Source organism: Actinoplanes sp. NPDC021490 (assembly GCF_055562135.1).
The window spans coordinates 55111-80788 of the sequence record NZ_JBVHFW010000007.1 but is presented as its reverse complement, the minus strand read 5'-3'; the positions used below and the strand labels follow the sequence as shown (position 1 = coordinate 80788).

Annotated in this window: 23 protein-coding genes; 14 read left to right on the top strand and 9 right to left on the bottom strand. The window is 70.3% G+C overall.

Going from position 1 to position 25678, the window contains the following annotated elements:
• Positions 1 to 83 precede the first annotated feature (83 nt).
• From ACZ3I4_RS20420 to ACZ3I4_RS20405, 4 genes are all read left to right on the top strand, one after another.
• Complete coding sequence (locus ACZ3I4_RS20420) at positions 84 to 1382, top strand: enolase C-terminal domain-like protein (protein ID WP_465383535.1); 1299 nt, start codon at positions 84 to 86, stop codon at positions 1380 to 1382.
• 167 nt (positions 1383 to 1549) lie between these two features.
• Positions 1550 to 2617: a sugar ABC transporter substrate-binding protein gene (locus ACZ3I4_RS20415; RefSeq protein WP_465383534.1), complete on the top strand. Its 1068-nt coding sequence runs from the start codon at positions 1550 to 1552 to the stop codon at positions 2615 to 2617.
• Positions 2614 to 4128 carry a sugar ABC transporter ATP-binding protein gene (locus ACZ3I4_RS20410; protein WP_465383533.1) on the top strand — a complete coding sequence of 505 codons (1515 nt, stop codon included), beginning with the start codon at positions 2614 to 2616 and terminating at the stop codon, positions 4126 to 4128. The genes ACZ3I4_RS20415 and ACZ3I4_RS20410 overlap by 4 nt, the downstream gene beginning before the upstream one ends.
• The gene (locus tag ACZ3I4_RS20405) at positions 4121 to 5152 is read left to right on the top strand and encodes an ABC transporter permease (protein ID WP_465383532.1); all 1032 of its coding nucleotides are present in this window, start codon (positions 4121 to 4123) and stop codon (positions 5150 to 5152) included. Before ACZ3I4_RS20410 ends, ACZ3I4_RS20405 begins: the two co-directional genes overlap by 8 nt.
• A 23-nt stretch (positions 5153 to 5175) precedes the next feature.
• Here ACZ3I4_RS20405 and ACZ3I4_RS20400 read toward each other — a convergent pair whose 3' ends face one another.
• From ACZ3I4_RS20400 to ACZ3I4_RS20390, 3 genes are all read right to left on the bottom strand, one after another.
• Complete coding sequence (locus ACZ3I4_RS20400; protein WP_465383531.1) at positions 5176 to 5892, bottom strand: FadR/GntR family transcriptional regulator; 717 nt, start codon at positions 5890 to 5892, stop codon at positions 5176 to 5178.
• Between the two features lie 188 nt (positions 5893 to 6080).
• Positions 6081 to 6515: a hypothetical protein gene (locus ACZ3I4_RS20395; RefSeq protein WP_465383530.1), complete on the bottom strand. Its 435-nt coding sequence runs from the start codon at positions 6513 to 6515 to the stop codon at positions 6081 to 6083.
• A gap of 154 nt (positions 6516 to 6669) precedes the next feature.
• Positions 6670 to 7410, bottom strand: a complete 741-nt coding sequence (locus ACZ3I4_RS20390; RefSeq protein WP_465383529.1) for an SGNH/GDSL hydrolase family protein — start codon at positions 7408 to 7410, stop codon at positions 6670 to 6672.
• A 112-nt stretch (positions 7411 to 7522) separates the two neighbouring features.
• Between ACZ3I4_RS20390 and ACZ3I4_RS20385 the strand changes: the two genes are divergently transcribed.
• Genes ACZ3I4_RS20385 through ACZ3I4_RS20375 form a run of 3 tightly spaced genes read left to right on the top strand, consistent with a single transcriptional unit; the run spans position 7523 to position 10076 of the window.
• The gene (locus ACZ3I4_RS20385; protein ID WP_465383528.1) at positions 7523 to 8197 is read left to right on the top strand and encodes a response regulator; all 675 of its coding nucleotides are present in this window, start codon (positions 7523 to 7525) and stop codon (positions 8195 to 8197) included.
• Positions 8194 to 9606 carry an ATP-binding protein gene (locus ACZ3I4_RS20380; protein ID WP_465383527.1) on the top strand — a complete coding sequence of 471 codons (1413 nt, stop codon included), beginning with the start codon at positions 8194 to 8196 and terminating at the stop codon, positions 9604 to 9606. The genes ACZ3I4_RS20385 and ACZ3I4_RS20380 overlap by 4 nt, the downstream gene beginning before the upstream one ends.
• Entirely contained in the window at positions 9603 to 10076 is a 474-nt protein-coding gene (locus ACZ3I4_RS20375; protein ID WP_465383526.1) for a hypothetical protein, read from the top strand. The genes ACZ3I4_RS20380 and ACZ3I4_RS20375 overlap by 4 nt, the downstream gene beginning before the upstream one ends.
• Here the strand turns inward: ACZ3I4_RS20375 and ACZ3I4_RS20370 are convergent, their stop codons facing one another.
• Positions 10077 to 11252: an acyltransferase family protein gene (locus ACZ3I4_RS20370; RefSeq protein WP_465383525.1), complete on the bottom strand. Its 1176-nt coding sequence runs from the start codon at positions 11250 to 11252 to the stop codon at positions 10077 to 10079.
• A gap of 178 nt (positions 11253 to 11430) precedes the next feature.
• On the opposite strand from ACZ3I4_RS20370, the gene ACZ3I4_RS20365 reads away from it, so the two are divergent.
• From ACZ3I4_RS20365 to ACZ3I4_RS20350, 4 genes are all read left to right on the top strand, one after another.
• Positions 11431 to 13548 (top strand): hypothetical protein, encoded by a 2118-nt coding sequence (locus ACZ3I4_RS20365; protein WP_465383524.1) that lies wholly within the window; start codon positions 11431 to 11433, stop codon positions 13546 to 13548.
• Between the two features lie 85 nt (positions 13549 to 13633).
• Entirely contained in the window at positions 13634 to 14863 is a 1230-nt protein-coding gene (locus ACZ3I4_RS20360; protein ID WP_465383523.1) for an endo-1,4-beta-xylanase, read from the top strand.
• 136 nt (positions 14864 to 14999) lie between these two features.
• Positions 15000 to 15452, top strand: coding sequence for a DoxX family protein (locus tag ACZ3I4_RS20355; RefSeq protein WP_465383522.1), 453 nt, complete (start codon positions 15000 to 15002; stop codon positions 15450 to 15452).
• A gap of 30 nt (positions 15453 to 15482) precedes the next feature.
• On the top strand, positions 15483 to 16259 hold the full coding sequence (locus ACZ3I4_RS20350; RefSeq protein ID WP_465383521.1) for a hypothetical protein: 777 nt from the start codon (positions 15483 to 15485) through the stop codon (positions 16257 to 16259).
• Positions 16260 to 16297: 38 nt separating this feature from the next.
• Here ACZ3I4_RS20350 and ACZ3I4_RS20345 read toward each other — a convergent pair whose 3' ends face one another.
• The 3 genes from ACZ3I4_RS20345 to ACZ3I4_RS20335 form a co-directional block, all read right to left on the bottom strand.
• Positions 16298 to 17266 carry an aldo/keto reductase gene (locus tag ACZ3I4_RS20345; RefSeq protein WP_465383520.1) on the bottom strand — a complete coding sequence of 323 codons (969 nt, stop codon included), beginning with the start codon at positions 17264 to 17266 and terminating at the stop codon, positions 16298 to 16300.
• Positions 17267 to 17341: 75 nt separating this feature from the next.
• Positions 17342 to 18301 carry an SDR family oxidoreductase gene (locus ACZ3I4_RS20340; RefSeq protein WP_465383519.1) on the bottom strand — a complete coding sequence of 320 codons (960 nt, stop codon included), beginning with the start codon at positions 18299 to 18301 and terminating at the stop codon, positions 17342 to 17344.
• Positions 18302 to 18330: 29 nt separating this feature from the next.
• Complete coding sequence (locus ACZ3I4_RS20335; protein WP_465383518.1) at positions 18331 to 19065, bottom strand: hemerythrin domain-containing protein; 735 nt, start codon at positions 19063 to 19065, stop codon at positions 18331 to 18333.
• A 148-nt stretch (positions 19066 to 19213) separates the two neighbouring features.
• Here ACZ3I4_RS20335 and ACZ3I4_RS20330 point away from each other — a divergent pair, with 148 nt between their 5' ends.
• The gene (locus ACZ3I4_RS20330; RefSeq protein WP_465383517.1) at positions 19214 to 22498 is read left to right on the top strand and encodes a BTAD domain-containing putative transcriptional regulator; all 3285 of its coding nucleotides are present in this window, start codon (positions 19214 to 19216) and stop codon (positions 22496 to 22498) included.
• Here the strand turns inward: ACZ3I4_RS20330 and ACZ3I4_RS20325 are convergent.
• Positions 22479 to 23372: an EamA family transporter gene (locus tag ACZ3I4_RS20325; RefSeq protein ID WP_465383516.1), complete on the bottom strand. Its 894-nt coding sequence runs from the start codon at positions 23370 to 23372 to the stop codon at positions 22479 to 22481. The genes ACZ3I4_RS20330 and ACZ3I4_RS20325 overlap by 20 nt on opposite strands.
• A gap of 69 nt (positions 23373 to 23441) precedes the next feature.
• On the opposite strand from ACZ3I4_RS20325, the gene ACZ3I4_RS20320 reads away from it, so the two are divergent.
• Entirely contained in the window at positions 23442 to 24311 is an 870-nt protein-coding gene (locus ACZ3I4_RS20320; RefSeq protein ID WP_465383515.1) for a LysR family transcriptional regulator, read from the top strand.
• A gap of 7 nt (positions 24312 to 24318) precedes the next feature.
• Here ACZ3I4_RS20320 and ACZ3I4_RS20315 read toward each other — a convergent pair whose 3' ends face one another.
• A complete protein-coding gene (locus tag ACZ3I4_RS20315; RefSeq protein WP_465383514.1) occupies positions 24319 to 25017 on the bottom strand; it encodes an SDR family NAD(P)-dependent oxidoreductase in 699 nt (232 codons plus the stop codon).
• Positions 25018 to 25103: 86 nt separating this feature from the next.
• Between ACZ3I4_RS20315 and ACZ3I4_RS20310 the strand changes: the two genes are divergently transcribed.
• A complete protein-coding gene (locus ACZ3I4_RS20310; protein WP_465383513.1) occupies positions 25104 to 25562 on the top strand; it encodes a MarR family winged helix-turn-helix transcriptional regulator in 459 nt (152 codons plus the stop codon).
• Positions 25563 to 25678: the final 116 nt, after the last annotated feature.

Sequence of the window (25678 nt, the reverse complement as noted above, 5' to 3'; positions counted from 1 at the left end):
GGACAGACTGAGGCGCGAGCCGTATAGATACATCTGATGTATGCGGCTCCCGAACCTGAGAGCCCCCACCAAGCGGAGGCTCCGTGACCGAGCGCATCCTGTCCATCGACACCTTCGACGTACGGTTCCCGACGTCAGAGCATCGCGACGGATCCGACGCGATGAACCCCTTCCCGGACTACTCCGCCGCGTACATCGTGCTCCGCACCACCGCGGGCGCCGAGGGCCACGGGTTCGTCTTCACCGTCGGCCGCGGCACGGAGATCGAGGTCGCCGCCCTGCGGTCGCTCGCCACGATGGTCGTCGGGCAGCCGGTGGACGAACTCGTCGCCGACCCCGGGGCGCTCTCCCGGCGGCTCATCGGCGACAGTCAGATCCGCTGGCTCGGCCCGGCCAAGGGGGTCGTGCACATGGCCGCGGGCGCCCTGGTCAACGCGGTCTGGGATCTGGCGGCCAGGCGAGCGGACCAGCCCCTGTGGAGGCTGCTCGCGGCACTGTCCCCCGAGCAGATCGTGGCCCAGATCGACTGGCGGTACCTGCGCGACGCGCTCACCCCGGACGAGGCGCTGGACCTGCTGCGAGATGCGGCCGATGGCCGGGCCGAGCGGGAGCGGATCCTGCTGGACGAAGGCTATCCGGCCTACACCACCACGCCGGGCTGGCTCGGCTACGACGACGAGAAGCTCGCCCGGCTGTGCGCGGAGGCGGTCGCCGACGGCTACCGGCTCATCAAACTGAAGGTGGGCGCGAACCTCACCGACGACGTACGGCGGCTGGCCATCGCCCGGCGCGCGGTGGGCCCGGACGTACGCCTCGCGGTCGACGCCAATCAGATCTGGGGCGTGCCCGACGCCATCGGCTGGATGCGGGAACTCGCGCCGTTCGACCCGTACTGGATCGAAGAACCGACGTCACCCGACGACATCCTCGGGCACGCCGCGATCCGTGCGGCGCTGGCGCCGGTGAAGGTGGCCACCGGAGAGCATGCGCACAACGCCGTCATGTTCAAGCAACTGCTGCAGGCCGGCGCCGTCGATGTCGTGCAGATCGACGCCTGCCGCGTCGGCGGCGTCAACGAGAACCTCGCGATCCTGCTGCTGGCGGCGAAGTTCGGCGTCCCGGTCTGCCCGCACGCGGGCGGCGTCGGCCTGTGCGAGCTCGTGCAGCACCTGGCCATGTTCGATTTCGTCGCGGTCAGCGGCACGACCGAAGACCGCGCCATCGAGTACGTCGACCATCTGCACGACCACTTCACCGCCCCGGTCCGCATCGAGAACGGCCGTTACGTCGCGCCGCGAACGGCCGGGATGAGTGCCGAGATGCGCCCGGAGACGCTAGCCGCGTACCGGTATCCCGACGGTCCCCAGTGGGCCACCACCTAGCCCGAACCCCTTGCCGATTCATCTGATGACTCCGACGCGAGTTTCTCGATTTTGTGCGGAGATCATCCGTTGACCGGCACTACACCGAGGCATAACGTCAGATGTCCATAGTGCCGTCCGTCACACCTCCCCGATCACTGCCTTCTCCGCAGCATGGAAGGACACCGATGAACCGCAGGATCAAGGTCAGTCTGGCGGTCGTCATGACGCTCGGCGCCACGTCGTCCCTCGCGGCGTGCAATCGTGACTCGCCGGCGGCCACGGACGCCGGCGCCGCGGCCCCACTGATCGGTGTGGACTATCCGAGGTCCGACACCGACTTCTGGAACTCCTACATCAAATACGTTCCCCCGTCGGCCCGGGAGCTGGGCGTCGAGCTCAAGACGACGAACTCGCAGAACGACGTCGCCACGCTGATCTCGAACGTGCAGACGTTCGTCAGCCAGGACGTCAAGGGCGTCGTGATGGCCCCGCAGGACACCGCCGCCATCGCACCGACCCTCGAGCAGCTCGCCACCAAGAAGGTCCCGGTCGTCACGATCGACACCCGCCCCGACACCGGCTCGGTCTACATGGTCGTGCGGGCCGACAACCGCGCCTACGGCACCAAGGCATGCCAGTTCCTGGGGGCCAAGCTTCGCGGGAAGGGCAAGGTCGTCATGCTCCAGGGCGACCTCGCGTCCATCAACGGCCGCGACCGCACCGAGGCCTTCAACGACTGCATGAAGAAGGACTTCCCCGGCATCCGGGTCTTCGGCGAGGTGACCGACTGGAAGGGCGACGTCGCGGCGTCCAAGCTGCAGACCCGCCTGGCGTCCGACCCCGACGTCAAGGGTGTCTACATGGAGTCGTCCTTCGCCCTCTCCGGGACACTGCAGGTGCTCAAGCAGAAGGGCCTGCAGGTGCCACCGAGCGACCCGAAGCACGTCTTCATCGTCTCCAACGACGGGATTCCCGAGGAGCTCAAGGACATCAAGGCCGGCCTCATCGACGCGACGGTCAGCCAGCCCGCCGACCTGTACGCGAAATATGGCCTCTCCTACATCAAGGCCGCCATCGACGGGAAGACGTTCCAGCCCGGACCGACCGACCACGACAGCACGATCATCCAGGTCCGCGACGGCGTGCTCGAGGATCAGCTCTCCGCTCCTCTGGTCACGGCGGACGGCGCGACGATCGGCGGTGAGAAGACGGCGAAGTACGACGACACGTCGCTGTGGGGCAACAACTCATGACGTACGAAGGACAGTCCCCGGTCGTCGAGGCCGTCGACATCGGCAAGCGCTTCGGGTCCACCGTCGCGCTCGACCGGGCCGGCATCACGGTGCGAACCGGCGAGACCCACGCCCTGGTCGGCCGCAACGGCGCCGGGAAGTCGACGCTGGTCGACATCCTGACCGGGCTCCAGGCGCCGGACACCGGCCGGGTCACCTTCGGCGGCCGGGCCGCTCCGCCGCTCGGCGACCGGGACGCGTGGCGCCGGCGAGTGGCCTGCGTCTACCAAAAATCGACGATCATCGGAGCTCTCACCGTCGCCGAGAACCTGTTTCTCAACCGGCACGATCGCGGCGCCGGCGGCCTCATCCGGTGGCGGGCGCTGCGCCGCTCCGCACGCGACCTGCTGGCGACCTGGTCGGTCGACGTCGACGTCGACCAGCCGGCGTCGGCGCTGACCGTCGAGCAACGGCAGTTCGTGGAGATCGCGCGGGCGCTGTCGTTCGGGGCCCGCTTCATCATCCTGGACGAACCGACCGCCCAGCTCGACGGCACCGGCATCACCCGGCTCTTCGACCGCATCCACGCGCTGCGCGCGCAGGGCGTCACGTTCCTGTTCATCAGTCATCACCTGCAGGAGATCTACGAGATCTGCGACGTGGTGACCGTCTTCCGCGACGCCCGGCACATCGTGACCGCCCCGGTCGCCGAGCTCGATCGCCCGGCCCTGGTGGCCGCGATGACCGGTGAGGACGTGAGCCTCGCCGGCGCCACGCACCGCTCGCCACCGCCCGCCGACGCCGAGGTCCGGGTCGTCGTCCGTGACCTGGTGACCGCCTCCGGCGCCGGGGCGTCGTTCGAGGCACGCACCGGCGAGGTGATCGGGCTGGCCGGTGGCGGCAGCAGCGGCAAGTTCGAGGTGGCCGAGGCTCTGGTCGGGCTCTCGAAACCGGCCGGGGGCACGGTCACCGTCGACGGCCGTACGCTGCGGCGCGGCAGCGTGCCGGACGCCCTCGCGGCCGGCGTGGGTCTCGTCCCGCAGGACCGGCACCGCCAAGGCCTGGTGCCCCTGCTGTCCATCGCCGAGAACGTCACCATGACCGTGCCCGGGCGGATCGGCCGGCACGGTCTCATCTCACCGGCCCGACGTGATGCCGTCGCCCACGGACTCATCACCGACCTGGCCATCAAGGCGTCCGGGCCGTACGTACCGGTCTCCGACCTCTCCGGAGGCAACCAGCAGAAGGTGGTCATGGGCCGCGCCCTGGCCGGCGATCCCAAGCTGCTGGTGCTCGTCACCCCGACCGCCGGCGTGGACGTGCGATCCAAGCAGACCCTGCTCGGCGTGGTCGAGCAGGTGCGCCGGCGCGGCACCGTCGTGCTGATCGTCTCGGACGAACTCGACGACCTGCGCATCTGCGACCGGGTCCTGGTGATGGTCCAGGGCCGGATCGTGCGCGACATACCGGCCGGATGGCGGGACAACGACCTGGTAGCCGCGATGGAAGGGGTCGATCTCGACCATGTCTGACACGCTGTCGAGCACCACCGCCACCGAGACTCCGCCGCGCCGTGGCCCCCGCCGGACCCCCGCGCTGGCCCGGCTGCGTGACCTCGCTCTGGTGCCGGCCATCGTCACGGTCGCCATCGTCGGATACATCGTCAGCCCCGTGTTCCTGCGGACCGACAACATCATCAACGTGCTACAGAGCATGTCCGAGATCGCCATCGTCGTGCTCGCCGAGACGCTCGTGCTCATCACCGGAAAGATGGACCTGTCGCTGGAGTCGACCTTCGGCCTGGCGCCGGGCATCGCGGCCTGGCTCATCGTCGACCCGGCCGTGACGCACGGCCTCGGCCTGCACGCCGCGCCGGGCGCCCTCGCCATCCCGCTGGTGCTGCTGACCGGCGCGCTGATCGGGGCGTTCAACGGTTTGCTGATCGTCCGGTTCGGGCTCAACGGCTTCATCGTCACGCTCGGCATGCTGATCGTCCTGCGCGGCCTGCTGACCGGCATCTCCGGCGGCAAGACGTTCTTCGCCCTGCCGGAGTCCATGACCTACCTCGGCTCGGCCTCGTGGCTCGCCGTGCCCGCATCGATCTGGATCACCCTGATCCTGTTCGCCGTGGCGGTTGTGGTCCTGGGTTACACCCGGGCCGGCCGGTCGCTGTACGCGATCGGCGGCAACGCCGACGCCGCCCGGGCGGCCGGCATCCGCACCGACCGGGTCGTGTGGCTGACCCTGATCATCGCCGGCACGCTGGCCGCGCTCGCGGGGCTGCTCATCAGCGGAAGGCTCGCGTCGGTCACGGCGGCCCAGGGCGACGGGGCGATCTTCCAGGTGTTCGCCGCGGCCGTCATCGGGGGCGTCAGCCTCAACGGCGGCAAGGGAACCGTCTTCGGAGCGTTCACCGGCGTCCTGCTGCTTTTCTTGATCATCAACGTGCTGACGCTGGCCGGCGTGCCGGCGCAGTGGACGAACTTCCTCAACGGTGCGGTCATCCTCGTCGCGCTGGTCGTTTCCCGGGTCACCGGCGGCAAGGCGCAGACTTGACCAGCGTCAATACATCTGATGAATCATGGTGCCGACTGCCGCGGCGCGGCGGCCAGCACGGTACGCAGCCACGACTCGGACGTGTTCACATGGATCAGCGCGCTCGCCTGGGCCAGGAGCGGGTCACGGTTGCTCAGGGCCCGGAAGATCGCCTCGTGCTCGTTGAGCGTGATGTCCGCGGAGCCACCCTCGATCAACCCCCGCCACACCCGGGCCCGCAGCGTCTGCCCGGACAGGCCGTCGAGCAGCGAGGTCAGCGTCTCGTTGCCGGTGACCGCGATGACGGTCCGGTGGAACTCGGCGTCGTACCGGATGAGCTGCTCGGCGTCGTCCGCCGCCCCGCGCATGTCCTCGAGGATCTCGCGTAGCCGGTCCACGTCGGCGTCGGTGATCCGCAACGCGGCGACCCCGGTGGCCACCGGCTCCAGCATCCGGCGCACCTCCATCACCTCGAGCAGGGTGTCGTCGCGAAGCAGTTCGACCGCGACACCCAGACCCTGCAGCAGCAGGCGCGGCGCCAGACTCGTCACATATGTGCCGTCACCGCGGCGCACGTCGAGCACCCGCGCCGCCTCGAGCACCTTGACGGCCTCGCGAACGCCGCTGCGCGACAAGCCCATCTCCTGCGAGAGCTGCTGCTCGGTGGGCAGGCGGGCGCCCGGCGGCAACTCCCCCGACTGAATCATCCCGCGGATCTTCGTGATCGCCTCGTCGGTCAGCGCCACCGGGTCCTCCTGCACACCATGAGGCAGTCATCTTATCTTTGCCCGCCGACGGAACGGTCCGCGGACGACGCCTTCGTCGCTTCGGTCGCGAGAACGGCCTCGCGGCGCAAGTTACATCCCCGGGGCAAACGCCTCGGCAATCGACGCGCTGCGGTCCGGCGGCCTGACGGGACCGCGAGCGCCCCAGAAACGACGACTCGCTGTCAACAGCTCGCGCGCAACTTCACGCTGGTAGCACCAACCGCGATGAGGGACGCAGCGATCACCTGCTCGGCCCCCTCCGGCAGATTGGCATCGCCCATGGCGGGCAGCAGCAGAAGGACGCGCTCTGCCGCACTTCGGGTCAGGTCTGGCTGACGCGCGACAACTACGAGATCCCGCCACGAAAGCCCCGGTCCCTGGAAGTGGCCTTCAAGCGCAGCCAACGTGATCACCGTGTCAGCGCCTTCTGGCTGGAGAACGTAGTCCCATCCCCCTTCTCCCTCGAAGTTGCGGAAGAGCACGTACAGGCGGTGGCCAAAAGCGAGCTGCAGCACCAGGAACGGCCAGATTCCCGAGTGATGCAGTTCCTCCGCGTACGCCTCGACATCAGCCGGATCGGTTCCGAAGGCAGTGATTGCGATCGCGGAGCCACCCACCGACCGACCGCAGAAACGCCGGCCAGAACAGCTCGTCCCCTGTCCACGACGTGGCATCGGTGAGCACCGACTCGTCAACCGGCGGATGAGAATCGCTCAGATAGCTCCGCAGAGACACTGCGGCAGTGTGCCAGGCCGCTCAGCGGACCGGCAGTCAGCATCCGATGAAGCGTTTGTCGCCTGACCAACCCGTGTTGGCCCATGTCTCGGCGGCCGGAGGGCGGAAACCGGGATAGAGCTTCGTGAGCTCCTTGAGCAGCCAACTGGTGAAGCGTGCGGCGCCCTGCGGGCAGGTATGGACGCCGTCGGAGCTGCGATCGGCCTTGCCGTTGCGGATCTGCTGGTAGGTGCTGCCCCATACTTCGTCGGCGCCGAGCACGACGGTGCCGGCACCTACCTTCCGCGCGGCCTCGGGCGCTCGGTGCAGGTCGTCCATGTGCGGGCGGTAGAAGTCGTCCGGTCTGATCGGCGGCATGGTGACGAAGACCAGTCGTGCGCCGACGTCGGTGACCGTGGTCGCCAGTCGGCGGTAGGCGGCTTGCTGTTCCTGTTCGCTACCCCAGTCGTACGTGGTGATCTGGTAAATCACGGTGCTGGGCCGGGCGGTGGCGAGGCGGTCCGGCAGTGTCTTCCACAGGTCTTCGGAGACGGGGCCGACCACGGTGCCGCCGCCGTCGGAGGCCATCGACTCAAACTCGACCCCGGCGGCGGCGAGCGCTTCCCTCAGGGGAATTGCTTGCCCGGCCGCCACGGAGTCGCCGAGCCAGATCACCCGGGCCGGTCCGGTGTTCGATGTGGCGGGGCGCGGGCCCGGTTCGTCGTGCCCGGCCGAGCAGCCCGCCGCCAGGGTGAGCAGCCCGGCCAGGCCGGCGATGAGAAGAACGTGTCTGGTCATGGCACCGAGCGTGCTCGGCGTCTGTCCCAGGCCGTACGGGATGATGTCGCAACTCTGTCGCAAGGCTCGCGGTGATCCCGGTCCGCCGGCGGGCCGACGGCATACTGCGTGGATGGCATCGGTGCTTCTCATCGAGGATGACCCGCTGGTGCGGCGTGGACTGCGGCTCGCGTTGAGCCGGCACGGCCACGACCTGCGCACGGCCGATTCCGGAGAGGCCGGGCTGGCCGAGTTCCGCCGCGCGGCGCCCGACCTGGTGGTGCTCGACCTGATGCTGCCGGGCATCGACGGCCTCGAGGTGTGCCGGCGGATCCGCTCGGACAGCGAGATACCGGTGATCATGCTGACGGCGCGTGGTGACGACTTCGACGTGGTCGGTGGCCTGGAAGCGGGCGCCGACGACTACGTGATCAAACCGGTGCAGCCGACGGTGCTCGACGCGCGGATCCGGGCGGTGCTGCGGCGCAGCATCGGCGCGCCGGACGGCACCAAGGTGTTCCGGGACCTGACGATCGACACCGCCGGACTGGTCGTGTCGGTGAGCGGCGAGCCGGTGACGCTGACGCCGACCGAGCTGCGGCTGCTGCTGACCGTCAGCCGGGCGCCGGGCCGGGTGTTCAGCCGGCAGCAGCTGCTCAGCGAGGTGTGGGAGCAGGATTTCCTGGGCGACTCCCGGCTGGTCGACAACTGCGTGCAGCGGCTCCGGGCCAAGATCGAGGCGGATCCGGCGAATCCGGCCTACATTCAGACGGTGCGGGGGTTCGGCTACCGGTTCGGGCCGCTGTGATCCGGCGTCTGCGGCCCCGTGGGCTGCGCGTCCGGCTGGTCGTCGCGTTCGCGCTGGTGGCCGCGCTCAGCGTCGCGGTGACGGCCTGGTCGAGTGCCGAGTCGGCGGGCCGCGCCCTGGTCGCCTCGGCCCAGCAGCAGCTGGTCCGGGGCGTCGCCGACCAGATCAGCGCGACCGCTCCGGCGCTCACCTATCCGCCCGGCCAGGACAGCCTCGACCGGCTAAGGGCCGCGGTCGGAGCCAACACGTTGGTCGTCTACCGCTCACGACGGTCCTCGACCGGCTCGGGTCCCGGCCTGATCACCCCCGAACTGCGCGGTGCGGTCACGGATCAGACCAGGCTGGTGATCCAACGAGTCTTGTCCGGTGACCGGCCGTGGCTGCTGATCGGCACCCCGGTGATGATCACCGCACCGGACGGTACGCGTACGGCCTCCGGCATTCAGGTGTACGCCGCCCGTGACCTCACCGGTGTCGAGAAGCAGATCGATGATCTCGTACGCTCCGCGCTGCGCACCGCCACGCTCGCCCTGGCGCTCGCGGTGCTGCTGGCGTTGCTGGCCGCGGGCAGCGTCCTGCGCCCCGTGGCCAAGCTCCGCGACACCGCCCGCCGGCTGGCCGACGGCGACCTGGACGCCCGGACGCCGCCGCTGGGCGCCGACGAACTGGCCGACCTGACCGTCACCGTCAACGAGATGGCCGCCTCGGTGCAGACCTCGATGACCACGATGCAGCGCATGCAGACCGAGGCCCGGCGGTTCGCCGCCGACGCCTCCCACGAGCTGCGGACACCGCTGAGCACGCTCACCGCGGTGGTGGAGGTCCTCGGTGACGCCACCGTGACGATGGACCCCGACGCACGTGAGGCCGTGGTGCTGGCCGTCGCCGAGACGAACCGGCTGGTGACGCTGGTCGAGGATCTGATGGAGGTGTCCCGCTTCGACGCGGGCACGGCCGGCCTGCGGCTCGAGCTGATCGATCTGCCGTCCGCGATCCACGGCACGCTGAGCGCCCGCGGCTGGACGCACCAGGTCGAGGTGACGGTGCCGGTCGCGCTCAGCGCGCGGCTGGACCCGCGCCGGCTCGACGTGATCGTGGCCAACCTGGTCGGCAACGCCCTGCGGCACGGTGCGCCGCCGGTGCAGGTGGACGTGGTGACGACGGCCGGCCAGGTGCGGATCGAGGTCACCGACGGCGGTCCGGGGCTGCCGGACGAGGTGCTGGCCCACGTCTTCGACCGCTTCTGGAAGGCGGACGCCGCCCGTACACGTACCCCCGGAAGTGGCCTTGGCCTGTCCATCGCCCGAGAGAACGCGCGCCTGCACGGAGGCGACCTGACCGCCGGCAACTCCGACCACGCCGGCGCCCGGTTCGTCGTGGTGCTGCCGGCCGGACCGGAGGGCGCATGAGGCGGGCCTGGTGGCTGGCCGCGGTGCTGCTGCTCGCCGGTTGCGGCATCGAGCCGTCCGGTGTGACCGACGGCGGCGACGCACCGACCGGCGTGGCGCCCGGCATGACGCTCTACTTCATCGACAACACGGGCGCCCTGATGCCGGAGCAGCCGGCCACGGGCAGCCTCGGTTCCATCTCCGACGCCCTGTCGCTGCTGCTGGCCAGCACGAGCAGCCCCGACCGGCGCACCGAGATCGCCGACGTCGGGGTGACCCGGGTCGGCGTGGTCGTCGCCGGCGACACCATCGAACTGCGGATGCCCCTGGCGGCCCGGGATGTGACCGCCCGGGGCATCGACCAGATCGTGTGTACTGCGATCGCCGCCCATGTTCAGAGTGGAGGCTCGCCCGGCACCACCGTCCGGATCATGTTCACCGTGGCCGGACCCGGCGCGGATCACGCCCGCACCTGCCCGGTGATCGGCTGATCAGTCCAGGTCGCCGACGTCGACGGCCGGGGCGGGCGGCGCGGGCAACGCCGTCCACAGCAGCACCAGCAACGCCGTCACCGCGCCGAACGCCAGCACCCCGCGCCGCCCTCGCGCCCACCGGGCCCGGAACCGGATCGGATCCTCCACCAGGTATTTCGACAGCACGGCCAGAACAACCGAGACAACGCAGACCAGCCCCGTCCACAACCAGCCGCCGATTCCCGTACGGTCCGGGGACAGCAGTTCGATGACCGGCCAGTGCCACAGGTACAGACTGTAGGAAAGCTGCCCCAGCCACCGCAGCGGCCACGCGCTGAGCATCTGCGAGGTCAGCGAAGCGGGCCGGTGAACGCACAGCCCGATCAACGCCGCCGACGCCACCGAGTGCGCGAACAGTCCCCCGGGGAACAGCCACGCCGACCCCATTCCGTCGGCCAGCGCCCACATCGTGGCGATCCCGGCGGCCAGCACCGGCGCGGCGGCACCGGCCCACCGTCCGGCGGCCAGCCCGTTCCGGACCGGCACGGTCGCGGCGAGGGCACCGATCAGCAACGAGAACGCCCGCGTGTCCGTGCCGGTGTAGACCCGGGTCGGATCGGCCGGATCGACCAGCACGGCCATCAGCGCCACCGACACCAGCGACAACCCCAGCGCCACCGCCGCGACCCACCCGTCCGCCCGCCGGCCCCACCGCGCGACGATCCATACGATCACCGGCCACACCAGGTAGAACTGTTCCTCGACGGCGATGCTCCACAGATGTTCGAACACCCGCGTAGCGCCGAACCGGTCCCAATATCCCGCCGACTCCGCCAGCAGATGCCAGTTGACCAGGTTGGCCTGCACCCACGGCCCGTCGGCCAGCGTGGAGCGCACCAGATCGGCCGGCGCCCGCGCCCACACCAGCAGCGTGACCGACCCGAGCATGAGGGCGAGCGCCGGCATCAGACGGCGGGTCCTGCGGCCCCAGAAGGAACGCAGCGACAATGCTCCGGTCTCATCGATCTCGCGCAGCAGCAGACCCGTGATCAGATATCCGGACAACGCGAAGAACAGATCCACCCCGAGGAACCCGCCGGCAAGATTCCCGGTGTGGAACAGGAGCACCCCGGCAATCGCCGCACCCCGCAAGCCATCCAGCGCGGCCACGTACGGCCCGTGCGTGTTCGACATGGCGCCAACGGTCGCGGTCCCGCGTCGGCACCAGGTCCGAGCAATGTCCCGTTCGTGTCGCAGGCCGCCGGACACGACCTCCGATTTCACCAACGACAGTCGTGAAGGACGTAGACAACTCCTTGACCGCCGCTGTTCCACTGGCGTGCGGCTGGCTGTTGGTCCGTCAGGTAAGGGCATGAGGTTTCCGGTCCGCCGGGCGCGGGCGGTCGCCGTGCTCGCCCTAGCGCTCGTGGTGCTGCCACTACTCGTGAACTTCCTGTCCGACGACGCCCCGGACTGGCTGACCTCGCCGGCCCTCATCATCCCGGTCACAGTGTGCGTTTTCGCGGCCCTTGCCTACGACCAGCTGCAGCCGCCCGCCAACGCCCAGGCACTGACCGCTGCCGCAGAGTCACGGTTCTCAGCCCGGCTGATCAATACGACCCGCAAGACCCTCGAGGCGAGGGACCGTGGCTCGATCGACGTCGAGGCCGGGGTGTTGCTCGGGCCGGCCGCCCGGCTCCCGTTGACGTTGCGGCCCGCCGACGAGGCCGACGGACCGCACCAGGCTATGTCGAGCATGGCCGATCTGGTCGGCGCGGTGGTCGACCTGCGCGGTGGTCTCTCGCTCACGCTGGTCGGCGAGCCCGGTTCGGGAAAGAGCACCTTCCTGCGCGACGCCACGTGGGCGCTCACCGAGGACGCGGCCGCGCGGCTCGACCGCGGTGAGGAGCCGGTCATGCCGGTTCTGATCGATGCCGGCTCGTGGCCCACCGAGCTTGACCTCGCCGGGCACGTGCGACAGGTCGTCCGGCAGCGCAGTGCGGTACCGGGGGCGGCCGTCGACCGCTGGCTGGCCGCCGGAACCGTCTACCTGCTCATCGACAATCTGAGCTGGCTACCGCCGCTGCGCCGCAAGAAGGCGATCGAGCAGGTGAACGCCTTCCGGAGGATCCATCCCGCGGTCGGTCTGCTGCTCGGGGCCAATCCGGAAGGCACCCGGGCCGGTGGCGTCGAGCTCGACCTGCCGGCGCTGGTCATCGAGCCGGTCAGCGCCGGTCAAGTGCATCTGCATCTGGACCGGTTTCGCGGCACCCACGACGAGCTACGTTCGGTGGCGCGCGACTCTCCCGCGCTGGTCGATGTGCTCCGGACCCGGCTGTTCTTCACCACGGCCCTGCTGGCCTTCCCGGATCGGGACGGCACCACCATGCTGCGGCTGCGCGACGGTAATCCACGAAGGGCGATCATCGAGTCGTACGCGGAATCCATGTTGCTCCGTGACGACCGCGCAGGAGCGCTCGCCGCACCGCAGGCCCGGGCGGAGCGCGAGGCGTTCCTGCGCGACCTCGGCTGGATCGCCGCCCAGCTTCATCGCCTGAACACCTTCTATCTGCGTGACTACCTGATGGTCGAATGGATCCCGCAGCGGACGGCCCGCCGGGTGATCAACCTGTCCGTTGGTCTGCTGGTGGCCCTGGTCGCCGCCCTGAGCGCGGCCGCGATCCTTGTGCCCCGCCACGCGGCGGTCGGGCTCGGCGTCGCGCTGAGCCTGTTCGTCTTGCTGAGCGCCGTCCACGTGCCGGACCGTACGGGCGACACCGCGATTCCCGTACGGACGGCGCGGCCTCGCATCTCGTGGTCGCCCCGCGAGTTCCGGGGCGGGTTCCGTCGGTTCGGCGGGTTGGTGACGATCGTCTGCGCGCTGTACGACGCCTATCGCCTCTATCAAGGCCTGTCGGTCTGGGGTTCGCTCGACGCCGGTCAGCGGCAGCGTCTGCTGATCTTCGTGGTGGTCGCGGTGCTTTCGGTGAGCGCGCTGGCCCTGCTCCAGGGCGTCGAGTGGGGGTGGACCGACACGGAGAATTGGGCCGTCGGGCCTGTCGTGCGCCCGTTCGGCCCGTTCGCCCTGCGCAGCGCGCGCTGGGCCGCGTACGTCGCCATCACGTCCGGCCTCGTCACGACGCTGGTGTTTGCCACCGGGCGCCTGATCCTGACCGCATTCAGCACTGCCGACCGGCCGTACGCGGAAGTGTTCGCCTCGCTGCGCCCTGCGTTCGACGGCGGCGTTCTGGCCGCCGCCGTCTGCTTCGTCACCGTGCTCGTCGTGCTGCTCAGCGCTCGCCTCGAGGTAACCGTGGTGGAAGCCAGGCTGCGCGACGACCGTCTCATCCCCGCCGACCTGCCGGCCTTCTTGCACCGCGCCACCCGGCTTGCGCTCCTGCAACGCACCGGCGGCAACGAGTACACGTTCAGCCACCAGATCCTCCGCGACCACTTCGCGACCCGGCCACCGGCCCCAGGGGAAAAGTAAGGTTCGAGATCCCGGCGTCGGTGCCCCTCCGGCTCGATCACATCCGTGACCGGCACTGCCTCGTCACCTCGACCAAGGGACTCCCGTGACTGACACCCTGCAGCACCGCATCGGCGAACTCACCCTCACTGTTCCCGGGCCGGACGGGCAGCCGCTGGCCGACCGCGACGTCACCGTGGCCCAGCAGCGGCACGCTTTCGCGTTCGGCAACATCGGGTTCGACTTCGTCGGTCTGGTCGGCGGGCCGCCACCGGACGCGTCCGGCCCGGCTTTCGGCGGCGCGACCGAGCTCGACCTCGAGCGCCTCGGTGACTTGTGGCTCAACCTGTTCAACACCGCGACGCTCCCGTTCTATTGGGGGCCGTACGAGCCGCGGCCGGGCGTGACCGACGTCGAGCGCCTGACCAGGACCGCGCGCTGGCTGGCCGATCGTGGCGTCACCGTCAAGGGTCACCCGCTCGTCTGGCACACCGTGCAGCCGCCGTGGTTGCTCGACCGCGACCTCGATGAGGTGGAACGCCTGCAGCGCAACCGGATCCGTGAGCTGGTCGGTGGGTTCGCCGGCGTTGTCGATGTCTGGGACGCCATCAACGAGGCGGTGATCATGCCGGTCTTCGAGAACGGCGACAACGCGATCACCCGGCTTGCCCGGGCCCGCGGGCGCATCGCGATGGTGCGGATGGCCTTCGAGGAGGCCCGCGCGGCCAATCCGGCGGTGACGCTGGTTCTCAACGACTTCGACCTCAGTTCCGCGTACGAATGTCTGATCGAGGGAGTACTTGAAGCGGGCATCCGGATCGACGCGATAGGGCTGCAGACCCACATGCACAAGGGCTATCGGGGCGAGGAGTACATGACCCGGATGCTCGACCGGTTCGCCCGCTACGGCCTGCCGCTGCACCTGACCGAGAGCACCCTGGTGTCCGGTCACCTGATGCCGCCCGGCATCGAGGACCTCAACGACTATCAGATCCCGGATTGGCCGACCACGCCCGAGGGGGAAGCTCGCCAAGCCGACGAGATGGCCCGGCACTACCGCTCGCTGGTGGCGCATCCGGCGGTGCAGTCGATCAACTACTGGGGACTGACCGACGACGGCGCCTGGCTGGGCGCGCCGGTCGGGCTGATCCGCAAGGACGGCACCCGCAAGCCGTCGTACGACGCCCTGGCGAACCTGATCAAGGGCGAGTGGTGGCTGCCGCCGACGCCGATGCGCACCGGGCCGGACGGGACCTTGACCGTACGCGGATTCCACGGCGACTACACCGTCTCGATCCCCGGCCAGGCGCCGGTCGCGGTGACCCTCACTTCGTAGCCGTACGGGGCCTTCTCACCTTATGGGAGCGCTCCCACGCCTCCACCAGGACATTGACGTACGTCGTTGCCTTGATGTTGCCGAGCCCCTAACCTGCGGGAACCCCACCGCTCCCACTCCTCCCCCAAGGAGAGCCATGTCTCCCCACCGCTTCACCGCGCCGACGTGGTCACTGTTCCGGATGGTCGTCGGTTTCCTGTTCCTGTGCCACGGGCTCGCCTCCGTCTTCGGGGTGCTCGGCGGCAACCGCGGCTCCGGCCAGGCGATCGAGCCGGGCACCTGGCCGAACTGGTACGCCGGAGTGATCCAGCTGGTCTGCGGCGCCCTGGTTCTGGCCGGACTGGCCACCCGCCCCGCGGCCGTCGTCGCCTCCGGCTCGATGGCGTACGCCTATTTCGTCGTCCATCAGCCCCAGGCCCTGCTGCCGATCCAGAACGGCGGTGTCACGCCGGCGCTCTACGCCTGGACTTTCCTGCTGATCGCGGTGGCGGGCGCCGGTCCGTGGTCCGTCGACGCCCTCATCGCCCGGCGCCGCGGCGTTCCGGCCACCGTGGCCGGCGATCGCGAGCTCCAGACCAGCCATCGCTGACACCTCATCACCCGCCACGAAGGAGAACCCATGCGTCACCTCGTCGCCGCGGCCGCCGCGGCCCTGATGCTCGGCGTCGTGGCGGGCAGCGCCCCGGCCGGCGCGGCCAGCGCCGCCCATCCCGGCACGTGCACCAGCAACCTGCTGTTCTGCGAAGACTTCCAACGCCTGCCGACGGGCGGACCCAGCACCCTGAAGTGGGGCACCGACACACGCAACGGCACGCTCAGCGTCGAGCGGGCCCGGCGCGGCAACCAGGTGCTGCACGTGCACACCGTCGACAACGGGCGTGCCTTCCTGCGGGTCGACGACCTGACCGTGCCGGGCAATCGTCTCTACGGCCGGATGCGGCTGCGCACCGACGCGTTCCCCACCGCCCCGGACTGGGCGCACTTCACGCTCGTCGAGGCCACCGGCAGCGGCAGCTCCGAAGTGGTCCGCCCGATCGGCGGCCAGTACGCGCCCACGGTCCCCGGCACCTTCTGGGGCGTGGGCGCCGACGGCGGCCCCACCGGCGACTGGACCAACTGGCGCGAGTCGGCGCCGGTCGTCGAGGACACGTGGCAGTGCTTCGAGTGGACGCTCGACCGGACGGACAACCGCGTCGCGGTGTGGATCGACGGCGTCGCGAATCCGGACCTGACCGCCTCGACCAGCGAGCACGGCGGCAACGACGTGCCGTTCGTGCTGCCGGCCGTGGACACCGTCAAGATCGGCTGGCAGCTGTATCAGAGCGGCACCACGCCGGGCGAGTTCAACCTGTGGATCGACGACGTCGCCCTGAGCACCCGGCGGCTGGGCTGCTGAGCGTCCCGGCCCGGCTGCGGCTACGGCATCGCCGTTCGTCAGCGTTGCGCGTACGGGATGGCCCAGTCCGACCGGTCCACTTCGTCGAGTCGCCGCAGCTGGTCCGCGCTCAGTTCCAGAGCCACACCGTCGAACGCGGCGTCGAGCTGGTAGAGCTTGCTGCCACCCAGCATCGGCCGGATGCCGCGGCTCAGCAGCCATGCCAGCACCACCTGCCCCCGGGCGGCGTCGGCCTCCTTGGCCACCTCGTCCAGGACAGCCAGACGGGAGGTGTTTCCGAGATGGTCGTACACCTCGGGGATGTCTTTCTGCGGGTTGTCGTACGCGCCCGCAAGCAACGGCGTGTAGGCCCACACGTCCATGCCATGCTCGGCGGCGTAGTCGGCTTGTTCGTCGCTGAGCACGCCGAAGCGGTGTGCGACGCCGGGTGGAAGCGTGCCCGGACGGGGCCGCAGATAGGTGGCATTGAGTTGCAGGGCGTCAAAGGGTCGCGCCCCGATCGACCGGGCATGCGCACGGCCCCGCTCGACCAGCCAGGCCGGGTGATTGGAGACGCCGAATCGGTCGGCGGGCAACCCGTTGAGCGCGTCGACGGTCTCCTCGATCGGCACCGAGCGATCCTCCTGGTGCAGCCACAGCAGATCGACGCGGTCGACACCGAGGCGGTCGAGGCTGCCCGCGAAAGCCGTTCGCACCGCGGCGGCAGACAGCCCTTCTCGGCGGTCGGGCCAGGAACCCGCCTCGAGCGGCTCGGCTCCCAGCTTGGTGGCGATCCGCACCTTTTCCCGGACGCCGGGGCGGGCCGCGAGCCATCGTCCGAGCACCCGTTCACTGTCACCACCGTGGCCCGTGTCGCTGGCCCAGAACGCGTAGCAGTCAGCGGTGTCCAGCCACACGCCGCCGCGTTCGACGAACCGGTCGAGCAACGCAAACGATGTGGCCTCGTCAACGGTGGTACCGAACATCATCGCGCCGAGCACCAACGAGGACGGCATCGCATCAGTCATGCCCCACACCCTGGCACTTAGAGTGCACTCGAAGTCAAGGACGCCTTGCCGTACGCGAAAGCCGAATGGTGCTTCTCAAGAGTAGTGACGGGAGGCTTGCCCGGTATGGGCTCCGCCGTCACGCGGACGAGGAGGATGCTCGCCGCGCGGTGTGTCGAGGGTTGCCTGGTCGGTCACGTAGTCGCGGTAGCTTCGCGGGGCGCGGCCGAGCAGCTTTGTCGTTGCGGTGACCGCTTTGGGGACCACGAACGACCGCCGGCCGAGGAGCACGAAGCTGTTGTGCATGTCCTGCAGCTTCTTTCCCTCCAGACGCTGGCGGAAGATTGATTGCCAGGCCGCTTCGTCGTCGCCGACATAGGCCACGGGCCGGCCCAGCGCCTGCGACCAGATCCGCGCGCACTCCTGGCCGCTCAACGACTCCGGCCCGGCGATCGTGTGCTCACCGGACGGGTACGAAGGTTCGAGCAGCGCCCGGGCGCAGAGTTCGGCCAGGTCGCGGACGTCGACGCGATTCACCCGGCGCATCGGCATGGGAAATTGTCCGGCGCGGATGTCCTCGGCGAAGATCTCGTCGTTCTGGTAGAAGTTCGTCGGGATGAAGATGACGGGCCTGGTGGCGCTGCGGGCGATGAGCTGACCGATGCGGAACTTCGGCCGGTAGGCGGGGAAGAGCCGCTGGGTCACGGCAAGCTGGAGCTGGCCCAGGACGGTGCGCGCCGATATGTGGACACCGGCGAACACGATCCGCGTGCCGGCGCCTTCCGCCGCCCGGACGAAGTTCCGGGCGAGGTCCTCCTCTGTCTGCTCGTGCGGCGAGATGTAAAGGGCCGCCCGGACATCGGCCAGGGCCGCGGGCAGGGCGTCGGAGTCGCGCAGGTCGGCGACCACCTGGGTGACGCCGGGCGCGAAGGAGTCAGCCGGCCGCCGCCTGCGCACCAGGACACGGACGTTGGCGTGCCGGGCGACGAGTTCGTCGAGGACGAGACCGCCCATGGTGCCGGTCGCGCCGACGACCAGGATGGGTGATGTGGGCATGAGGATCCTCCGGTGGCGGTGGGGTCAGTTCAGCGGGTGCCGGTGTCCGGCGTTGCGCCGAAGGCGGCGAACTCCAGACGGGCGAACGACCTGCGGGTCAGCCACCAGATGGCAACGATCGGCGCTCCCCCGGCTGCGAGGACGGTCCGGCGTACGTCGGCGGGCAGCCCGGCCATGGTCCACGGCACTACGGAAAAGACCTCCCGCAGCGCGTACGCGGGCCGGAAGTGCTGCCGTTCCACCCGTAGCCAGTCGTCCTGGCCGAGGTGGCGCTGCAGGACCGCCATCGCGTCGCGCTCTTCGTGCCCGAGGTGCCCATCGAGAAGTTGCCAGGCGTCGTCGAGCGAGCGCTGCAGCGCGGCGTGCGTTCCCTGCGCGAACCGTTCGGCCAGCCGGGTGAACCCGTCGGAGCACTCGTCCAGCAGCGGGTCGATGCGGGCGTGCTCGGCCTGCATGCTGTCGAGCACGTCGCGCGCGTCGTCGTCGCCGGCCCGGGCCACGCGGTCAAGCAGCAGCGGCCACAGACCGGCGTCCTCGGCCGCGTGGTGGTGGTGCAAGGCGGTGGCGAACATCTGCCACCGACGCAGGAGCGCCCGCCAACGGCCGCGGTCATCGGGCGGCACGCGGCCGACGGTGGTGCGGAAGGCCGACAGGTCACGCCGGAACGCGTGGTGCATGACGTACATGTTCGTGAGGTCAACGGGGCCGGCCGGTGCGGCGTGCTGGCCCGGGAGGAGAACCTGTGGCGCGGTCTTGTTGGTCATGGCTCGTTTCTTTCCAGTGGTCGGCCCGCTTCCGGGTCGCTCGTGACGAGTCTGTGCCGGCGTTCTGACCGGCCTCTGACTGCCGGACCGGTCAGGGGGTTCGCGTCCTGGTCAGCCACTGACCGGGGGCCTACGCTGTGGACTTGTGATGACGTTCGGCGTTCTCGGACCGCTCGCGGTCTGGCTGGACGGGCAGGCCGTTGAGCTGACCGGCTCGCGGCAACGTGCAGTGCTGGCCCGGCTGCTCGTGGCCAGGGGGCGGGTCGTACCGGTCGACCTGCTCATCGACGACCTCTGGCCGGACGGGTTGCCCGAGCAGCCGGCCGCCGCCATTCAGGCCTTCGTCTCCCGCCTGCGACGTCAGCTGGAGCCCGGCCGCCAGCCGCGCAGCACGTCGAGCATGGTGGTCACCTCGAGTCCCGGTTACGCGCTCCGGCCGGACCCCGATCAGGTGGACGCCTGGAGGTTCGAACGGCTGGTCGGCAGCGCAACAGCCGGCATGGACACCGACCCGGCCGGCGCGCTGGCTACTTTGGACCGGGCTCTGGCCCTGTGGCGTGGCGCCGCGTACGCCGGATTCGCCGACGCCCACTGGGCCAGGGCCGACACCCTGCGGCTGGAGGAGCTGCGACTGCAGGCCGTGGAGCATCGGGCCGACGCGGGGCTCCGGCTCGGGCAGGCGCCGGAGGTGATCACGGCCATGGGCCCGCATGTCCTCGAGCACCCGTTGCGTGAGAGGGGCTGGGCCCTGCTGGCCGCCGGGCAGTACGCCGGTGGGCGCCAGGCGGAGGCGCTCGCTACCCTGCGTCGCGCCCGCGCTGCGTTGGCCGACTCGGCCGGCCTGGACCCGGGACGCGCGCTTCGTGTTCTCGAGGCCGACATCCTGGCCCAGGCCGAGCGCCTGGTCACCGTGCCGCCGCCGCGAGCACAGTCCGCGCCGGCGGCGGACACCGACTGGTTCGTCGGACGGCAGAGAGAGATCGACCGTCTGCTGTCCATCGCCGAGCGTGGTGGTGTGGTCCAGCTGACCGGTGAGGCCGGCGCCGGCAAGACAGCCCTCCTGGATCGACTGGCCGGCCTGCTGGCGGAACGCGGCTGGCTTGTCGGCCACGGCAGGTGCGCCGAGACCGGCGGCGTGTTGCCCGGCTGGCCCTGGGCCGAGGCGGTCCGGGAACTGGCCCGGCTGCGGCCGCCGCGGCCGGGCGTCGGCGAGTCCCTCGGCTGGCTGCTGCGCGACGACAGCCCGCCCGACCCCGACCCGGTCATCGGGCAGCACCGCACCCGCCGGGCCCTGCACGATTACCTGGAGGAGCTGTCGGACGGACAGCCGCTCCTGCTGGCCCTGGACGACCTGCATCGCGCCGACGAGGAGACCCTGAACATCCTCGTCTCCACCTGCCGGGCGCTCACCGGCCGGCCGGTGCTGGTGGCGCTGACGCGGCGTGGCACCGAGACCTCCAGCCCGCTGGAGGACGCCCTCGCGCAGCTGGCCCGCCACCAGCCCCATCGGCTCGCCCTCGAAGGACTGCGGGCACCGGCGGTCGCCGCCATCCTGACCAGCACGGTCGGCGGGGCGGTGGACCGCGAGGTCGTCGAGGCGCTCACCGAACGCACCGGCGGGAACCCCTTCTTCGTCGGGGAGTCGGCGCGGCTGCTGGCCACGGCCGGACGGGACGCCGCCCTCACCGCCGTGCCGGACGGCGTTCAGGAAGTGCTGAGCCGCCGGATCGGGCAGCTGGCGGCCCCGGCGCGCGGCATGCTGGCCCACGCGGCGGTGTTCGGCCGGGACATCACCCTGGACCTGCTGATGGACCTCAGTGGCGAGGCCGAGGAGATCGTCCTCGAGCACATCGACGCGGCGCTTCTGACGGGACTTCTCCTCGAGCCTCGGCCAGGCGTGCTCGCGTTCCCGCACGCCCTGATCCGCGACGCCGTCTACAGCACGATGTCGCTCATGCGCCGGACCCGCATGCACATCCGGGCGGCGGCGGCCATCGAGCGGCACCGACCGGATGATGTGACCGCGATCGCCTACCACTACGAGACGGCCGCCGACCCGGCCATGGCGGCGTCCGTGCTGCGCTTCGCCCGGCTCGCCGCCGGGGAGGCCGAGCGCCGCTACGCCTATCGGGAAGCCGTACGGTGGTGGCAGACCGCCCTGCGTGCCTTCGACCAGCAGGGCGGGGCGCCCGCCGAACGGCTGAACCTGCTGGTGTCGCAGGTGCGGGCGACGGCATCCGCGGGTGATCTGGTCGCGGCCCGGTCCCTGCGGGCGGAGACCCTTCGCCAGGCCGACGCCATCGACGACCCCGTTTTCGCGGCCGCGGCGATCGCCGCCTTCGACGTACCGACCCTCTGGACCAGCCACTCGTACGGATCGGTCGACCTGGACCTGGTGCGCAGTTCCGAGGAGATCCTTCGGCGGTTGCCGCCGGGCGACTCGGAATCCCGCTGCCGGATGCTGATCAGCATGGGCATCGAGCTGGAGGGCGAGAACGACGAGCGCGGGCTTTCCGCCGCCCGCGCGGCCGAGGACATGGCGCGCCGCATCGGCGATCCGCACCTGCTCACGATGGCTTACAACGCGGTGCTGCTCGAGAACTACTGGCCGGGCGGACACGATGAGCGCCGCCGGGCCGGCGCCGAGCTGCTCGAACTGGGCCGCGGCGAGCAGATCATCTCGGCGCAGCTTCTCGGCAACATGGCGCTGGCGCAGACCTCGGCCGCCGTCGGCGACCTGAGCTCGGCCGACGGGCACGTGGCGGCGGTCGAATCGCTGGCCGAGGCGTACGGTCAACCGCTGGCCCATGCGATCGCGTCGTGGTACCACGGCCTGCGCCACGTCGTCGCCGGGGACCTCGAGGCCGCCCAGACGGCGTACCGGGAATCGGAACGGCGGATGGCGCGGCTGCGCATGCTGCTGGAGGTGGGCGACGCGGTGACCGTCACGACGGCCTGTGCCTGGCTGGCTGTCGGCCGGATGGGCGAGCTCGTATCCCGCTGGGACGCCGGGTCGGCGGGTGCCCGGGTCTACCCCGAGCTCTACGCCCTCGCGCTGGCGCACGCCGGCCGGGTCGAGCAAGCCCGCGAGTTCGCGGGCCGGCCGGCGCCGATCCGGCGGGACTACGCATTCGATCTGCACTGGGCGGTGCGCGGGCTGCTCGGCATCGCGATCGATGATCCGCGACGCGCCGCCGACGCCTACCGGGAACTGCTGCCCTATGCCCACATGCTCGCGGCGGCCGGCAGCGCGGTGCTCGCCGTCGCGCCGGTGGCGCAGGTGTTGGGCGACCTGGCCGTCTATCGCGGTGAGCCGGCGCTCGCCGCCGACCACTACCGGCAGGCGATCAGCATCGCTCGGCGAGCCGGATCAGGTCATTGGACGCAGCGCGCTGCCCGAGCCGCCGACCGGCTCAGCGAAGGGTCCCACTGACCTTTCCCTGCGGAGTATTCGTCATCGGGGACGGAACCGGCCGGGACGGGGTTCGTACGGCGCCGATGTTGGCCGCGACGACCAGCGCGATGGCCAGCCCTTCGACACCGGTGAGCTGCTGGTGCAGGACGACATAGCCGGCAATCGCAGCGACGGCGGGTCCGAGGCTCATGAGTACGGCGAAGGTCGTGGTCGGCATGCGTCGTAGTGCCAGCAACTCCAGGGTGTAGGGCAGCGCGGAGGACAACAGCGCCACTGCGGCGCCCATCGCCAGGACGTCGGGGTGCACCAGCGTGGATCCGGCTGTGCCGGCGCCGAACGGAAGGGTGAGGACCGCGGCGGCGGTCATGGCCAGGGCCAGGCCGTCAGCCTTGGGGAAGCGTTGCCCGACCCGCGCGCTGGCCATGATGTATCCGGCCCACACGGCGCCTGCCGCGGCCGCGAATCCGACCCCGGCCGGGGTGAGCCGATCGGATCCGGTGCTGCTCAGCAACGCCACCCCGGCGGCGGCCAGGCCGGCCCACAGCCAGCTCGCCGCGCGGCGGGCGGTCACCACCGACAGCACGAGCGGCCCCAGCACTTCCAGCATCACCACGGGACCGAGCGGGATCAGCGCGATCGCGTGGTAGGCCAGCGTGTTCATGCCGGCGAGCGCCGCACCGAATCCGCCGATCAACAACCAGTCCGCTCGTCGATATCCCCGTACGCGGGGCCGGCACACCGCCAGTAGTAGGAGCGCGGCGATCGTCAGCCGAAGAGTGACGACCCCGTCCACCCCGACCCGGGGGAACAGCAGCGCCGCGACCGCGCCGCCGAACGGACCCGACAGCAAGGCTCCCAGTACCAGCGTTACCGCCCCAGGGGTGTTGGTCATGCGGTCGACGGTAGGAGTCACCTTTCGGCCCGTGAAATGCCAAATCAGCTGCGGTTATGCTCTGTGGTTATGACCGTTGAGCTGCGGCATCTGCGGGCCTTCCTGGCCATCGCCGCCGAAGGCACCATCACCCGGGCCGCGGCCCGGCTGCATGTGACGCAACCCGCGCTCTCCCGCACCCTGAGCCAGCTGGAAGCGCACCTCGGCGCCCGCCTGATCGACCGGTCCACCCATCATCTGCAGCTCACCGCGGCCGGACAGGCGTTCCAGCCGCGAGCCGCCGCCGCGGTCACGGCCGTCGACGAGGCGCTCGACCCCGCACGCGCCGGAACATGGCCCTTACGCCTCGGCCACGCCTGGTCAGCCCTGGGCGAACACACCATGCCACTGCTGCGACGCTGGAAGCAGGAACACCCGGACACGCCCCTGCAGCTGCTGCGCGTTGACGATCGTCTCGCCGGGCTGGACCACGGCACCGTCGACGTCGCCGTCGTCCGGGGCGAGGCCGCCGACCTGCCCGCTGAGGTGAGCACCGTGGTCCTCCTGCTCGAGCCGCGCGTCGCCGCGGTCGCCGCCGACAGCCCTCTCACCCGGAAGGCACGGCTCACGTTGCACGATCTGCTCGCCAAGCCGATCGCCGTCAACACCATCGCCGGCACCGCGACCCTGGGCCTCTGGCCGCCGGATGACAGCCCGAACAACACCATGGAGGTCGCCAACACCGACGACTGGATCGCTGCCATCGCCGCCGGCCATGCGGTTGGCGTCACTACCACCGCCACCGCGGCCACATACCCGAACCCGGCCGTCGCCTACATTCCGCTCATCGACGTACCAGCCGTCCCGGTCTATCTGGCTTGGAAGCAACCCCCGAGCCATCCCGCCGTACGGGATTTCATCACCCTCGCGCGGCAACTCATCGCGCCCGCCCCTGCTTGAACGAGAATCATGCCAGCGTGGCCAGGATCTGCTCGGCCTCAGCGCTCGTGCGCAGCAGAACCTCGCGGCTCGCTTCACCCGGCGTCTTCGAGAGCGCGACGGCCACGGCGCCGATCTGATCGGCGCTGACCCAGGTGGGTTCGCCCGGCATCAGACGCGTGCGTACCGGGCCGAGCACCAACGCGTGGACTCGCCGGCTGTCCCCGGCCTCCGCGGCGAGAACCTTCTGCATCATCAGGACGGCTGCCTGCTCCATGCTGACGAGCCCGCTACCGGGTACGGGATAGACGGCCGATTCGCCCACGACGATGGCGTACGAGCCGCGCCCGCTGAGTCGCGGCATGACGGCACGAGCGACCGCCATGTGGGTCGTGGCCAGTCCGGCGAAAGCGGTGTTCCAGTCGGTCTCGGCGATCTCCCAGAGCCGCTTGCCGGCCCACCAGCCGCCGATGGGCGCCATCACATCGTCGATGCCACCGAGTCGATCCTGCATCGTGGCGGCGAGCGACTCGGCGCCTTCGAACGTCGAGTAGTCGTGGGTGAACAGGTGTAGATGCTCTGTCGCGGCGTCCCCGAGCAGCCGGCGGAATTCGTCCGCCCGCTTTTCGGTACGAGCCGGAACGACTACCTTCGCGCCGGCCGCCAGGTAGGCACGTACCGCGCCCTCGCCCACCGCGCCGGTGCCACCGGGAATGAGAACCCGCATCACAAACTCCTTGGTCGAACCAACGTTGTCGGGACCAACGTACAGGGAACTGTTGGTCGCGACAACGAATTCGTTAGGATGGCCACATGACCGACCACGGAGCCGACGTCGGGGCGCCGGCCCTGCTTCGCAACCTGGCCAGCTGGCAGACCGGACGCGTCTCTGTCCTCGGCGCGCGCTTCACCGCCGCCCGGATGCCGCTGGAGGCACGATCCGATTTCGCGGTCCTCGCCGCCCTCCAGGAGTACGGCGAGCTCAGCCAGGCCGAGATAGGTCGCCGGCTGGGACTGGACCGCAACAACGTCAACGCGATCGTGACGCGCCTCGAGAACCACGGGCACATCGAACGACGCACCGATCCGGCCGACCGCCGCCGCAACATCGTCGCCGCCACCGAGGCGGGGCTGCGGCACCTCCACGAACTGCACGAGCTGGCCCTGGACGTACAGGATCGCCTGCTCGCCGCCCTTGACGCGGACGAACGTCAACAGTTGAGGATGCTGCTGGACAAGGTTCTCACCAGCCACCCGGCGCAGCCGGCTTGACCTCGATCATGTGGCGCCCGCTCAGAGTGCACCCGGCGTCGACCAGTGGCCGCTCAGCTGAGGAAGCGTGGCCCGACGCCTCGTATTGCCAGGCGGTGCTCACGTCGATCTCGAAT